Origin of the sequence: Porifericola rhodea, assembly GCF_030506305.1 — a bacterium.
GTDB lineage: Bacteria > Bacteroidota > Bacteroidia > Cytophagales > Cyclobacteriaceae > Catalinimonas > Catalinimonas rhodea.
This window is the reverse complement of record NZ_CP119421.1, coordinates 3,391,921-3,405,158: the sequence shown is the minus strand read 5'-3', so window position 1 is coordinate 3,405,158 and position 13,238 is coordinate 3,391,921. Positions and strand designations below refer to the sequence as shown.

Below are 13,238 nucleotides of genomic sequence, written 5' to 3'. Positions count from 1 at the left end.
AAATCCCTCGGCCCCCTTTTGGTAAAGGGGGCCGAGGGATTTACGCTTTCCTAACAAGACCTTGGTTTGATGCTCAACAATCTTGTAGTATATGATTGTTGCCTTAACCTCATAAACTGAAATAATATTGACAATTACCCACTTACAAACTTGTATAATTCCCTAAGTCAAGTGTCCAGTCGTAATCTTTAAACTCCAGCTCTGGGTCCGCGTCTTCTGGAATAACCTCATAACGACGCAGAAAATCTTTTACCCCATCCAATCCTCCAAAATCGCCACGAAACCAGCTGAAAAGCGCGGTTACATAAACTTTAGCCTCACCTTCCTTATAGGTACTGCTACGATTTAAAAACTGTCGGGCAATCTTATCTAACTGCTGATCCATATTTTCAGCTTTGTAAATGGCTATGTATGGGCAACTGCTTGCTCCACAATTCAGGGCAAAGTGTATACGTCCATCGGTTTCGTCTACTCTAAATGTTTTCTCAAAACTGCTGGCAAAAGGATCTTTAATTAAACCTAAAGACCATTTTACTTTAGAGCCACGAATTATGCCATGCTCTATATCATCCAGACTGAGGCTTTCACCAGCAATAGTAATTTGCTCCGTAGTAAAGAACTTATCTCGGTCATCAAATTTTTCTGGATTATCGCTCAGTATGTGCTGTACAAAACCATTATACACATTAATAAAAAATGCTTTTTTTAATCCATCGTTGCTGAGTTCAGCTGCTAAGTCTTCGGCTGAGACATTGGCTAATGCCTCAATAACCTGAGAAGGATCCTCATTATCACGAGCTGTTTCTACCAGCCGCTGCGATAAGTTAATATATTGATAATCTTTATTCTGATTCATAGAAGCAGTTTGTACAGCATAATTATTGTGCTGATCTGCTGGAGTACAACTTAAAAGTAAGCTTAGTATGGTAACTAATATCATTGGTATATATTTCATGAATTATTCATCTGAAAAAAATCCGTAATTCACATTGATTACGTAACTTTAATATAAGCGGATTGTATACTGCTTATAAAATTAACGCAGTTCGTGCTGAAGGATATAAAAATTAACCAAAAATGAACGTCAGTGTCATTATACCGACATTCAATGAAGAGGAAAACATCGCCAAGCTAGTAAAACACCTCTTCAAGCACGCTACCACCAAACTTGAAGAGATTATAGTTTGTGATGGCCATAGCCGGGATGCTACACTTACCGCTGCCCAGGATGCCGGAGCTAAAGCTTTTCTTTCTCCCAAAAGAGGGCGTGCCACCCAGATGAACTATGCTGCCAGCAAAGCACAGGGAGATGTACTCTACTTTGTACATGCCGATACTATGCCTCCAGCTACCTACCTTTCAGATATACAAGAGGCATTAGCCGACGGTTGTTTGTTAGGTGGATATCGCTCTAAGTTTGACTCCAAAAACCCCTTGCTTAAAATAAATGCTTATTTCACCCAGTTTGAGAGCCCTGTCTGCCATGGTGGAGATCAAACTTTGTATGTCTACAAAGATTTTTTTGATGAGCTGGGAGGGTATCGCGAAGAGTTTGTCATTATGGAAGACTTTGATCTGATACGTAGGGCTCGTAAGATTGCTGTTTTTAAAGATATGCAGAAGAAGGTGTTGATCTCTGACCGCAAATACCGAAAAAACAGTTACTTCCGGGTAAACTTTGCTAACCTGATCGCATTTAATATGTACAGAATGGGCTTTGCTCCCAAGCGTATTCAGCAGACTTACAATAAGCTACTCAAACACTCAACCACTGAACGTAGCCGGGAAACATCTTCTCCACAACAGGCATATTAGGTACGATTTTTTAAATTGCCCTAAAAAATGCCTTATGCTACATAAACTTTTCCCAGTCAGTTTGCTCATTTTTCTAGTGTATACGCCAGCCCTCTTACAGGCTCAGGCTTACAAGAAACAACTTATCTCCTCTATAGAATCTAAGCAGGAGACTTACCAACAACTTGCTTTAGACATCTGGAACTATGCCGAGTTAGGTTACCAGGAGACTAAAAGCGCCCAGGCATTACAAAACGAGCTACAAGCTGCCGGCTTTAGTATTGAGTCAGCAGTAGCAGATATACCTACTGCTTTTGTAGCCAGCTACGGCAGCGGAGAACCGGTAATCGGTATTTTAGGAGAGTACGATGCGCTTCCTGGCCTCTCTCAGGCAGCAGTGCCCGAACGTCAAATCCTGGAAGATGGAGGTGCCGGACATGCCTGCGGGCATCATATGTTTGGCGTAGCTTCTGCGGCTTCCGCCATTGCTATTAAAGATTGGCTGGCCAAAAGCGGAAAAGCAGGTACAGTACGTTTTTATGGTACGCCAGCCGAAGAAGGTGGTTCAGGCAAGGTTTACATGGTGCGAGCAGGCCTGTTTGATGATGTAGATGTCGTATTACAGTGGCACCCTTCAAGCTTTAATGACGCCAGCCCCGGCACTACCCTGGCTAACAAATCGGGCAAATTTCGCTTTTATGGTGAAGCTTCACACGCTGCTTTTGCTCCCGAAAGAGGTCGCTCCGCCCTGGATGGTGTAGAAGCCATGAACTTTATGGTGAACATGATGAGAGAGCATACACAGGAAGGCTCACGCATCCACTATGTCATAACTAAAGGAGGAGAAGCCCCCAATGTAGTTCCTAACTTTGCCGAAGTTTATTATTATGTGCGCCATAAAGATGTGGCTGAAGTAAAAGATATGTGGCAAAGGCTCGTTAGGGCTGCCGAAGGTGCCGCTCGGGGAACAGACACCCGGGTTGAAGTAGAAGTGACAGGAGGAGTATATAATATCCTTCCCAATGAAACCCTTGCCCGACTAATGTATGAAAACCTGAAAGAACTTGGGGGGATCAGCTACGATAATGAAGAAACAGCTTTTGCAGAAGAAATAAGTAAAACTCTTGGCAAAAATGCCGCTTCACTAAGCATGGCTGGTGAAATTTTACCTTTTGAGATGACTGAAGGTAAAGCCTCATCTGATGTAGGGGATGTAAGCTGGGCCGTACCTACCGTTGGTCTGAGAACAGCTACCTGGGTGCCTGGCACCTCTGCCCACTCCTGGCAGGCAGTGGCCGCCGGTGGAATGAGCATTGGCATGAAGGGCATGCTACTGGCCGCAAAAGCTATGGCTGTTACCGGTGTTGAACTTATGCAGAAGCCTAAACTCATTAATGAAGCTAAAAAAGAATTTGAGCAGCGCCGGGGAGAAGGTTTTGAGTACCAGTCATTAGTTGGCGACAGACAACCCCCATTAGATTACAGACAATAAAAAAGAAGCAAAAGCAGGTATAAACCTGCTTTTGTGTTTTAGCTTATGAACATTAAATACGTACATACCAATATTGTAAGCTCTAACTGGAAAGAGCTGGCCGATTTTTATACCATCGTATTTGGCTGTAAAGAAGTGCTCCCTCAGCGTAAACTTTCGGGAGACTGGCTAAGCCAAGGCACAGGGGTAGCAAACGCTGCATTTGAAGGTGTTCACTTACGTTTACCTGGCTACGGCGAGGCGGGGCCTACACTAGAAATTTACCAATACACTCACATGTTGGATAAAGCAGAAGCAGCACCTAACCGCAAGGGCTACGGACACTTGGCCTTTCTGGTAGATGATGTAGAGAAGATGCTTCAGAAACTAATAGCTTATGGTGGTAAAGCACTGGGAAGTATCTGCAAACATACAGTAGAAGGTGTAGGTATGCTTACTTTTGTATACGCCACAGATCCGGAAGGTAACATACTGGAACTTCAACACTGGAATTAGCCTCTAAACTATTGCTTTGGCACTACATACGCATTAACCCAATATAATTGTTTACCTGCCTAGCATTCTCAGTAATTCTTGTATTTTAGCTAAAAAAAACCAGCAATTATGGCTTCGTCTGATGACGCACTGGATCGCTATCTAAAAAAACTGATGGAGTTAAAATATACTCGTCAGGAAACCCAATACACTGAACAGGAGCTCAAACAGATTGCTCTGGACTCCGGTCTTAGTGAAAATGACTGGCAGCAGGCTCAGAGCCGTGCAGAGGCCCAGAAGCAAAGAGGAAAAAATCATCTTGCCCACGCCAACTGGCAGGATGCCGTAGAGGAGTTGGAGGCGGCCTGTGCGCTTCGCCCTAATGATGCTGAAGCGCATACCCTGGCCGCTGAGGCTTACATGAACCGAGGAGGCAAGCAGCAAAACTCTACGGATTTTAATCAGGCAGAATATCACCTGGACCAGGCGCTACTAATTGATAGCCAATACGCTCCTGCTTACAAGCTGAAGAAAGATCTTAGCCAGAGGGAGCAGGTCTTATCCTCCTATACGAATAAAAGCACATCACAAAAAAAATATATACGCTGGATGGTTTTTGGAGCAATTGCCCTCGTACTTGTCATCGCTTATTTTACTACCTACAACGCTATGGTAAGTGCTGAAGAAAAAACAGTAGAAGCATGGGCACAGGTAGAAAATGTATATCAGCGCCGTCTGGATCTCATTCCCAACCTGGTGTCTACTGTAGAGGCTTCTGCAAATTTTGAACGAGAACTGCTTACAGAAATTACCCGGGCACGTAGCCAGGTGATGGAGAGCAGTGTAGACCCTACACAACTGAGTGGCGCTGCCCTTCGCCAGTACGAACAAAATCAGGCTGCTTTGGGAACCTCACTCTCGCGCCTGATAGCAGTGGCTGAAAATTATCCTGAGGTAAAATCCACAGAAAACTTTCGTGATCTGCAAGCTCAGTTGGAAGGTACAGAAAACCGAATTTCAGTTGAGCGCAAACGCTTCAACGAAGCTGTACAAGCTTACAATGCCAAGGCTCGTAAGTTTCCCTACAAGCTGTTAAGCTTTGACACAAAAGCATATTTCACCGCCCAGCCCGGTGCTGAAAATGCTCCAGAAGTAAATTTTGACTAAGCATGGCATACCCTCTATTTTCTAAAGAAGAGTCCTTACAAATTAAAAATGCAGTTGTAGAAGCAGAAAAGCTTTCTGCTGGAGAAATAGTACCGGTAATTAGCAGGCAGGCCTCCTGGTACGAGCAAAGTTTGTGGCGGGCAGGTGCTTTGTTTAGCCTGATCACTGGTATGGTACTTACTATTATTTATCTGAGCTCAGAGTCATTGCTGTGGCTACCTCCTTACCTCTGGCTACTGATCTGTACTACCGGAGGAATTGCCGGAGCCACACTGGCAGAATCGCTCTCTGTAGTCAAGCGTTTTTTTATTAGCAATAAAACCATGCAACAGGCGGTAGAAAATAAAGCTAGGCAGCTGTTTGTGGAGCAGGGCGTTAGCCACACAGAGCAACGTAGTGGCATACTTCTGTTTGTAAGTTATTTTGAAAAACAGGCAGTTATACTACCAGACCTGGGTATTAGCGAGTTGGTAGAGCAAAAAGAGTGGGAAAATGTTTTGCAAAAAATGATTAATACTATCCGTAGCGGGCACACCACTCAGGCGATATGCGATGCTATAAAAGAATGTGGAGCTTTGCTGGAAGCCAGTGGTATTCAAAAAGCTATTGATGATCAAAATCAGTTGCCCGATGAGGTTCAGATTGATGACTAAGCATGTTTTGACATTAGCGATGCTGCTTATTGCTTTCGCAGGTAGCCAGGCACAGGAAGTACCTCCCCTATCGGCACAGGTTAATGACTACGCCGACCTTATTCCTGAAGGGCAAGAGCAGAATCTGGAAGCTAAACTTGCAGCATTTGAACAGCAAACCAGCCACCAAATCGCAATTTTAACCCTTAACACACTGGAAGAAGGCAATCTGGAAGACTTTGCCTTTCGCACTTTTGAAAGCTGGCAACTGGGCCAGGCTGGTCAAGACAATGGGGTACTACTGCTCGTAATTTCACGTGATCGTAAATTAAGAATTGAGGTAGGCTATGGACTAGAGCCAGACTTACCAGACGCCTATGCCAGTCGCATTATCCGTGAGGTAATTGTACCGCACTTCCGCCAGGGTGACTATTCCGAAGGCATTCAGGAGGGAGCCACAGCAATCATGCGAAAAATTGAAGGAACAGATATGCCTGCCTCTTCCTTTGTACAGTCTCAACAAGATGGGGGCAGCTACTGGTGGCTGATTATGTTTTTAGGCCTACTCATTATGGTTTTGGCTATTTACCTGTTCAAAAGGCATAGAAGAAATCGCCCCCGCTTAAGCCTTGAAACCGGACTGCCAATGCAAAAACTAGATGAAGAGGAAGAAGATTCTCACCTGAACCGTGGCCAGCAAATAGAAGAGAAAATAGGCTCGGTAGACTATGATGTCTGGGTTTCTGGTCAGGAGGGCGATGTGCTGGTAATTCCATATAATAACTTCTGGCAGCGCACCTACTCTAGTTGTCCTAAATGCGAGCACAAAACATATTACCGTAAGTCATCCAGAGTGGTAAGAAGTGCGACCTATGCACATGACGGTCGTGGTGAAAGAGTATACGCCTGCAAAAATTGCGACTACACCGACACTAAAACCTATCGCATTCCCCGACTCCAAAAGAGCAAAACTGTAATAGTTGGAGGAGGAGGTAGTAGTGGTGGATTTAGTGGAGGAAGTTTTTCTGGAGGTGGTTTCAGCGGAGGTGGCGGATTTAGTGGTGGCGGAGGAGCTTCGGGAGGCTGGTAAACTTTTTAATCATTTTTTTTTCGTAAAAACAAAAAATACTGAAACCTTTACTAGACATTAGTTGTATATACAATTAAATTTATAACAATCATCATTTCAACCAAAATCAACTAATGAAAACTATTAAACTTTTTGCTTCATTTGTATTTGCCACAGTTGTGCTAGCCTCATTTACTAATCCTGAAAAAGTTACTTCTTATGAAGTAGACGCAAAGGATAGCAAGCTGATATGGACCGGACGTAAAGTTACTGGCGAACATACTGGAACTATTCAGATTAAGGACGGAAACCTGGAAGTAGATAATAATAAACTTGTAGGTGGACAGTTTTTTATAGACATGACTACTATAGAAACTACTGACCTTGAAGGCGAGTATAAAACGAAACTGGATGGGCACCTTAAGTCTGACGACTTTTTTGGCATTGAGCAGTACCCTACTGCCAAATTTGTTATTACTAAAGCAAAAGTTAAAAAAGGAAATCAGTACAATATTACAGGAGATTTGACAATTAAAGGAATCACTGAAGAAGTAAGCTTTCCTGCTACTGTAAAAGTAAGCGACAGCGAAGTAGTTGCTGACGCAACTATCGTAGTGGACCGTTCAAAATATAATGTACGTTATGGCTCTGGTAGCTTTTTTGATGACCTGGGCGACAAAACAATCTACGACGAATTTGATTTGGTAGTAAGCCTTAAAGCTAATACTGCCGTAGGTAAATAATTATTACTACTGTGTAGTAATAGCCTCACTATTGCAAGTGAGGCTTTTTTTTTTTTTTATTAGAGGCTATCGCAATTCGAAAAGAATTAACAGACAAATAGATTCCGCTTCCACAGATTACAAAATTTACAATGTAGCAATGGTTACATTGTCCACTTCCCGATCGTAAGTCTGCTTGTAGTACACTTTTTTCTCTATAGCTTTAATGACTTCAGCTCCATAATCCGCGTCATACATTTGTGACATTAAGCTCAGCCCCCCGGGGCTAAATACATTCACCTCCATCAACTTATCTCCTACAATATCTACACCTACCAGAAACATACCATCCTGTATTAGTTTAGGGCGAAGAATTTGCATAAGCTGAAGCATTTCTTCAGTGACATCTGCTTTTTGGGGCTGACCTCCCGCATGTATATTACTTCTAACCTCATCAGGCTGATTAACACGCCTTAAGCCCGCATATTTACCATTGCAGTGCAGAGGTTCGCCGTTCATTAAGAACAGGCGAGTATCTCCTTCTTTGGCTTTAGGCAGGTACTCCTGAGCAATTACATAACCATCTCGGCTAATAGCTTCAATAATCTGGTTAAGGTTATTTTTAGATTTACGATCTACCATAAACACATTGGTACCCCCTGAGCCCTGAAGAGGTTTCAGAATCATTTTTTCCTTCTGTTCTCCGAAAAACTCGTGTATTTCTTTCGGATTACGTGTAATAATAGTCTTGGGTCTCAGGATTTCAGGAAAATGCTGAAAGTACATTTTATTGATCGCATCAGATAAACTTCCAGGGTGGTTTAATACAATTACATTATCTTTAAGCGCTATTTGAGCAAAGATGTACGGCGCGTTTTGTGCCCAGTTTCTTTCGTTAAGATCATCGGCAGGGTTATTTCTTAAAAAAATCACATCCAGATCTACGGAACTAACATTCACATCCTCTGCCTGCCTTAAATCTTTTAAAAAAGTAGTAGAGGATTTATAGTTATGTTCTTTTACTGTCTTTGCCCGGGCTACCATGTGCCCATCAGATGTATAGCCCAGGTCGCCAACGCTAATCAGGTACACCTCGTGCCCCCTTTTGTAAGCAGATAGCGCCAGGTAAATTGTGGTATAGGTTTCTCTTTCTGTTTCTATGCTATTAATGATGAATGCTATTTTCATGGCTAATTAGTTTGGTTACTGGTAAACCTTCCCTCACGCTGGCCAAACGTGCTTTCGCAGCTTTACCAGTAAGGAATGAAGGCAAAAAAGGAGCTCTGAGCACTCTGCGATGCATCAGCTCTTTAACATATGGAATGTGAGTAGCAGCGAACTTGCCTCCGTAAAGTGGTTCTATCGCTCCACCCTGTCGCAGATAATTCATTAGTTGTAATAGTCCTTTCAGGTATGCTGCATCTTTAGTGAGTCCTCCTCCTCTATGTACTCGGGTACAAATATTAAAGGCTGCTTTTTCAGGGTAATTGTAATTTTGGGTAAGCAGTCGGTATGTTTCTATAAAATCTGCACCTTCACACAATGCGTCAACAGCCACTACCCTAATGGCCAGAATTTTGAGACGAGATGCAGTAAGTCCACCAACCAAGTACTCTGAAAGTACAGCCAGGCCCTCCTGCAAAGGATCATAACCTGCCAGACCAGCGTAAAACAGTTTAAATGGCTGATGTTTTCCATTACAGTATGTAAGAATATGGGTACCTACTTCATGCTGAATTAAGGCTTTAGCGCGTGAAGCTTCTACACTAAAATCTTCGGCAATCAAAAGCTTACCTTTAGAAACCATGATCCCGCTAATATCTTTTCTCACCTCTACTCCCAAAACTACATCAGGGAATTGCTGATGATAAAGTGACAGCTCTGTCTCTGCCAAAGCTTTAAACTCCTGAGGGCCAAGTAGCTCTTGCTGTTCTGAGTAATCATCTTCTACATCTAGTAATATCTCGTGGGCAGCTCCTATAAGCTCTTTACCCAGTGTACCATACAAACTGTTACTTAATGGCAAAAAACTGGCAGACTCTCTCTCTTCCAACATCATCAACTGCTTTTCCAGCTCGTTTCTTTTATCTCTGAACAAAAAGGCCAGTGTAGGATCTTCTATATTTTCCAGCTGTAGATTAAATAATTTACGCTTTTCCTCTTCCGGATCTAATGAGATGAGGCGATAATTAAACTCCGGTTCTTTAGCATAATTATGTTTTTTGAAGTTTTCAAACTCTACAGTCTGGTTAACCGGACTTACCCTAAGCAGGAAGTTCATTTTTTCGCTTACTTCAGCGAGCTGTTTATCTACAGAACGTACCAGCTGCGTAAGCTGAGTTTTGCCAAGCACAAGGTAGTGCTCAAAAGTGTTAGAGGTTTGTACCCTTATAAACTCATAAGCGGCTTTTTTTAGTACTTGTCCTATTTTTCGCCTTACTTTCCGGTAGAGTAATGCATAAAGATTTCCTTTTTCGTCTTTATAGATGAGAGGTACTTCTATACCAATTTGCAGGGTCCCTACTTCTTTAGATTTCTCCAAAGAAAGTAAAGGACTCATGCCCGGTGGATGGCGGTCTATCGTATTAAAGATAGCTACCTGTAGCGGTGTATATAGCGCTTCTATTTCGTCAAACCCCTGCTTTAGAGCTTTAATGGTAGCTGGTGAGCGGTCAGCGGGGGAATATATTTTAAATGTATCAATTTCATCTTCAGGGGCTAACCATAGTTCCAGAAGCATAAAAGCATGAAACTTATGAGCGGCAGTAGCAGATAATTGATAGAGTAAGTGCTCTATATCCAGTTCAGCATGAGCAATAATGTAAGCACCCTGCGTTTTGAGCAACCCGGAAAGATAGGGATCCGCCTGGTCTGTATAGCGATATACACAGACATACGGCAAGGGCTTATCTATAACCAACTTCCCTCCTTTTGGCAAGCGTCGGTTAATACTTTTACCCCTCTCCATAGATCGGCAGACAGATGCTATAAAAGCTTTGCTTAGCATATTATACAGTGCTTACTTTAAACAGACTCTCGGCAGCTCTGCGCACTGGTAGCATAGAAGATATAAACAGCTCTTTCAGGTGTTTAAGCTGCTCTTCATTAGCCTCCCCTGTCCATTCGTTCATAAAAAACTTCTTCACTTCTATAGCCAAAGGACATACCCTTTCCCCATAATTTTCATATATCCACTGGCTAAAGTAGCCTCCTTTAAATTTAACATTTTCTCTTACATCCAGATGGCGACCTTCAAAGTTGTAGGTGCGAAAACAATCTATTAAGGTGTCTACTACCGGCCCCCAGAGCTGACGCTCCATATTTCGCGTTCCAATATTTATTTCCGGGTTTTCTTCCGGACTGGCATAACGGTCTACCCCCTCTCTACGGAAATTGTAAGAATGGAAGTCGTAAACAATCAGCCACTCATGCTTGAGTAGCAGCTGATCAAAATGATCGGCAATCTGACGATAAAAGTTGTCATATATATTTAAGGATTTCTCCATGATCTCGTCAGGCACTTCTTCTTTCCAGACATGTAGCCCCCAGCTATCTTCTGGTCTGGCATACACAGCTTTATCTCTGGGCCGATTGACATCCACCTCAAAGCGTGAGTTATGCACCTTAATCGTGTTGTCAGATATTTCCAGCCACTGGGTAGTATAGGGATCTTCTTCTCTCAACCTCTCTGACTCATGCAGGTTGAGGTACGGCAGAAGCTCTGGCCGGATCATATGCCCGTTATGAATGGCAGCTGCCACTATCGGGCTTTCTCCTGTATTTATTTCTATGTGTACCATATTGTAAATGATACAATTTGGCCGCCACAAGATTAAAAATTATACAGTTTTGAAGCTTAAAACAGGCAAAAAGCTGCTAAATTTAAAAATAACAATGATTTTTCTTTTACTCCTGCTCTTATTGGGAGAGCTAACATAAATTAATAGTACATGAAAATGGGGATTTACACCCCATTCTCCGTAGCATTTTGGCAACAAATCCGTAAAACGTCAGAACCGAACGAGCAGTTGTTCGGGAGGTACTTTTTGTGAAATAGCACCTACTGCCTCAAGTGTATGCATTACTTCATCCAGCATAGCAGTAGACACCTGGGCATTTTGCGCCCACTCTGTCTTTTGTAGCCATTCAGATACATCATTTTGCTCAAGCTTGAACCTATCGCTTATCAGTTGTTGCGCGTTCTCTCTCTGCTTAAAGCTCGCAGCATAAGTGTTGATGACCTGAAATACATGCTTTAAAGCTTCACTTTTACTTTGAAGTACATCTTCTCTTACAGCCGCCACAAAACAGGGCCAGGGTGTATCTATCTCTCCTACCCTTCTGAACTCCCCACTATCTACCAGGGGTTTAGTCATCAATTTCTCCCACATAAAAGCATCAGCCTCCTGTTTTGCTAAAGCCTGTCGTGCGCCCTCTATTCCACCTACCTCTACAAAGCTCATTTTTTGGGTAAGCCAGCCACTTTGCTGGGCCAGTACAAAAGCCATTAAATGAGAGCCCGAAGTAGGTCGGCTAATGGCAAAACGGCTTCCCTTAAAGTCTTCTACCGTATTAAACTCACTGTTGGCCGCTACATGTATACCCCAACTAAGAGGTGTCTGAACAAATAGCTGTGCAATCTTAGCTGCTACTCCTTTAATTATACTGGCAACTACCCCCTCAGTAAGCGCAATAGCAATATCCGCTTCTCCATTTTCCAATTGTTGCATCATAGCTCCGGTACCTCCGGGAGCATCCTGCCAAACTGCTTCTACGCCCTGCTCAGCAAAAGCACCTTCCTCAATAGCCAGATGCCAGGGTAAATTAAAATGTTCAGGAACTCCGGTCACATGCAAACGAACAGGCTTAGCCATAGATTTGTACTTGTTAATTTGTGGTGCAATACTAATTTTACCTTTATATGGTGCAAATTAGAGATAAGTACACATTCCGGAAACTTTTTGACGGTTCTATTTTACAGCGTAGCTGTACTGAAGAGATACTAAGCCTACCGCTTTTAGCCAGCAAGATTGTTTGTTTCTTTTGGGTAATAAATAATTCAGCGTTCCGTATAAACTATCTAATCGCTCAATTTTGCAGGCGGATGATGAAGTCCAAACCATTATGTCTATCTCTACTAATTACTTTAGTCTCTTTGTTTACTGTTCACTCACAGTCTTTTGCACAAGAGGAAGCCATCAGACTGGCAGTTGCCGCCAACCTGCTTTCTCCTATGCAGCAACTAAAGGAAAAGTATGAGTCGCAATATCAAAATAAGTTGATACTTATACCTGGTTCGTCGGGCAAGCTGACAGCACAAATTATGAATGGCGCACCATACGATATCTTTTTATCAGCGGATATGATGTACCCGAACAAACTGCTAAAAGAAGGGTACGGAAAAGGGAAGGTAGAAATTTTTACAAAAGGAAAACTCGTCTTCTGGAGTAAAAAAGAAATTGACAAACCGCTTAAAGACTGGCTAAACCAAAGTCATGTTAAATCGGTAGCTATCGCCCGGCCTGAATTAGCCCCTTACGGCAGACGGGCCAGGGGCTGGTTGCAGGAAAATAAGCTTTGGGGCAAAATTAAAGGGCAGATAATATATGGAGAAAGTATAGGTCAGGTCAACCAATATATACGTTCGGGTGCGGTAGATGCTGCATTTACTGCTGTATCTGCAAGACATGCCCCGGAGCTCAGAAACAGAGGACATTGGATGGAGATAGAAAATAGCACTTCTGCCACAGAGTGTTTAAACCACGGTTTACTTGTGTTACAACAGGCCAAAGCCAGCCAGGCTGGAATACAGCACTTTCTTTTATTCTTACGCTCCGAGGATGCACAACAGCTATTACAAAATTTTGGCTACGAGAAAGTGAACTGAT

13 protein-coding genes are annotated in these 13,238 nt (G+C 42.8%); 8 read left to right on the top strand and 5 right to left on the bottom strand.

Annotated features, from left to right (window positions below; all coding sequences use genetic code 11):
• Window positions 1–142 precede the first annotated feature (142 nt).
• Window positions 143–955, bottom strand: a complete 813-nt coding sequence (locus tag PZB74_RS13985) for a DUF547 domain-containing protein (RefSeq protein WP_302237035.1) — start codon at window positions 953–955, stop codon at window positions 143–145.
• A gap of 122 nt (window positions 956–1,077) precedes the next feature.
• Between PZB74_RS13985 and PZB74_RS13980 the strand changes: the two genes are divergently transcribed.
• From PZB74_RS13980 to PZB74_RS13950, 7 genes are all read left to right on the top strand, one after another.
• Window positions 1,078–1,815, top strand: a complete 738-nt coding sequence (locus tag PZB74_RS13980) for a TIGR04283 family arsenosugar biosynthesis glycosyltransferase (RefSeq protein WP_302237033.1) — start codon at window positions 1,078–1,080, stop codon at window positions 1,813–1,815.
• A 34-nt stretch (window positions 1,816–1,849) separates the two neighbouring features.
• Window positions 1,850–3,286: an amidohydrolase gene (locus PZB74_RS13975; RefSeq protein ID WP_302237031.1), complete on the top strand. Its 1,437-nt coding sequence runs from the start codon at window positions 1,850–1,852 to the stop codon at window positions 3,284–3,286.
• 45 nt (window positions 3,287–3,331) lie between these two features.
• Entirely contained in the window at window positions 3,332–3,781 is a 450-nt protein-coding gene (locus PZB74_RS13970) for a VOC family protein (protein WP_302237029.1), read from the top strand.
• Between the two features lie 108 nt (window positions 3,782–3,889).
• On the top strand, window positions 3,890–4,927 hold the full coding sequence (locus tag PZB74_RS13965; protein WP_302237027.1) for a LemA family protein: 1,038 nt from the start codon (window positions 3,890–3,892) through the stop codon (window positions 4,925–4,927).
• 2 nt (window positions 4,928–4,929) lie between these two features.
• On the top strand, window positions 4,930–5,580 hold the full coding sequence (locus tag PZB74_RS13960; RefSeq protein WP_302237025.1) for a TPM domain-containing protein: 651 nt from the start codon (window positions 4,930–4,932) through the stop codon (window positions 5,578–5,580).
• A complete protein-coding gene (locus PZB74_RS13955) occupies window positions 5,573–6,649 on the top strand; it encodes a TPM domain-containing protein (RefSeq protein ID WP_302237024.1) in 1,077 nt (358 codons plus the stop codon). Before PZB74_RS13960 ends, PZB74_RS13955 begins: the two co-directional genes overlap by 8 nt.
• A gap of 113 nt (window positions 6,650–6,762) precedes the next feature.
• Entirely contained in the window at window positions 6,763–7,371 is a 609-nt protein-coding gene (locus PZB74_RS13950) for a YceI family protein (protein WP_302237021.1), read from the top strand.
• A 126-nt stretch (window positions 7,372–7,497) separates the two neighbouring features.
• Here PZB74_RS13950 and PZB74_RS13945 read toward each other — a convergent pair whose 3' ends face one another.
• The 4 genes from PZB74_RS13945 to PZB74_RS13930 form a co-directional block, all read right to left on the bottom strand.
• Window positions 7,498–8,538: a glutathione synthetase gene (locus PZB74_RS13945; RefSeq protein WP_302237018.1), complete on the bottom strand. Its 1,041-nt coding sequence runs from the start codon at window positions 8,536–8,538 to the stop codon at window positions 7,498–7,500.
• Entirely contained in the window at window positions 8,516–10,357 is a 1,842-nt protein-coding gene (locus PZB74_RS13940) for a peptidase MATCAP family protein (RefSeq protein ID WP_302237016.1), read from the bottom strand. Before PZB74_RS13940 ends, PZB74_RS13945 begins: the two co-directional genes overlap by 23 nt.
• Before the next feature lies 1 nt (window position 10,358).
• Window positions 10,359–11,150 carry an N-formylglutamate amidohydrolase gene (locus PZB74_RS13935; RefSeq protein WP_302237015.1) on the bottom strand — a complete coding sequence of 264 codons (792 nt, stop codon included), beginning with the start codon at window positions 11,148–11,150 and terminating at the stop codon, window positions 10,359–10,361.
• Window positions 11,151–11,360: 210 nt separating this feature from the next.
• Entirely contained in the window at window positions 11,361–12,224 is an 864-nt protein-coding gene (locus PZB74_RS13930) for a substrate-binding domain-containing protein (RefSeq protein WP_302237014.1), read from the bottom strand.
• 230 nt (window positions 12,225–12,454) lie between these two features.
• Between PZB74_RS13930 and modA the strand changes: the two genes are divergently transcribed.
• Entirely contained in the window at window positions 12,455–13,237 is a 783-nt protein-coding gene (gene modA, locus PZB74_RS13925; protein ID WP_302237013.1) for a molybdate ABC transporter substrate-binding protein, read from the top strand.
• The last annotated feature ends 1 nt before the right edge of the window (window position 13,238 follow it).

What these genes read in the sequence shown, in the direction of transcription:
- PZB74_RS13935 (WP_302237015.1), bottom strand. Translation starts at nt 11,150, where the DNA reads ATGGTACACATAGAAATAAATACAGGAGAAAGCCCGATAGTGGCAGCT.
- PZB74_RS13930 (WP_302237014.1), bottom strand. Translation starts at nt 12,224, where the DNA reads ATGGCTAAGCCTGTTCGTTTGCATGTGACCGGAGTTCCTGAACATTTT.
- PZB74_RS13975 (WP_302237031.1), top strand. Translation starts at nt 1,850, where the DNA reads ATGCTACATAAACTTTTCCCAGTCAGTTTGCTCATTTTTCTAGTGTAT.
- PZB74_RS13960 (WP_302237025.1), top strand. Translation starts at nt 4,930, where the DNA reads ATGGCATACCCTCTATTTTCTAAAGAAGAGTCCTTACAAATTAAAAAT.
- modA (WP_302237013.1), top strand. Translation starts at nt 12,455, where the DNA reads ATGATGAAGTCCAAACCATTATGTCTATCTCTACTAATTACTTTAGTC.
- PZB74_RS13980 (WP_302237033.1), top strand. Translation starts at nt 1,078, where the DNA reads ATGAACGTCAGTGTCATTATACCGACATTCAATGAAGAGGAAAACATC.
- PZB74_RS13945 (WP_302237018.1), bottom strand. Translation starts at nt 8,538, where the DNA reads ATGAAAATAGCATTCATCATTAATAGCATAGAAACAGAAAGAGAAACC.
- PZB74_RS13940 (WP_302237016.1), bottom strand. Translation starts at nt 10,357, where the DNA reads ATGCTAAGCAAAGCTTTTATAGCATCTGTCTGCCGATCTATGGAGAGG.
- PZB74_RS13970 (WP_302237029.1), top strand. Translation starts at nt 3,332, where the DNA reads ATGAACATTAAATACGTACATACCAATATTGTAAGCTCTAACTGGAAA.
- PZB74_RS13950 (WP_302237021.1), top strand. Translation starts at nt 6,763, where the DNA reads ATGAAAACTATTAAACTTTTTGCTTCATTTGTATTTGCCACAGTTGTG.
- PZB74_RS13965 (WP_302237027.1), top strand. Translation starts at nt 3,890, where the DNA reads ATGGCTTCGTCTGATGACGCACTGGATCGCTATCTAAAAAAACTGATG.
- PZB74_RS13985 (WP_302237035.1), bottom strand. Translation starts at nt 955, where the DNA reads ATGAAATATATACCAATGATATTAGTTACCATACTAAGCTTACTTTTA.
- PZB74_RS13955 (WP_302237024.1), top strand. Translation starts at nt 5,573, where the DNA reads ATGACTAAGCATGTTTTGACATTAGCGATGCTGCTTATTGCTTTCGCA.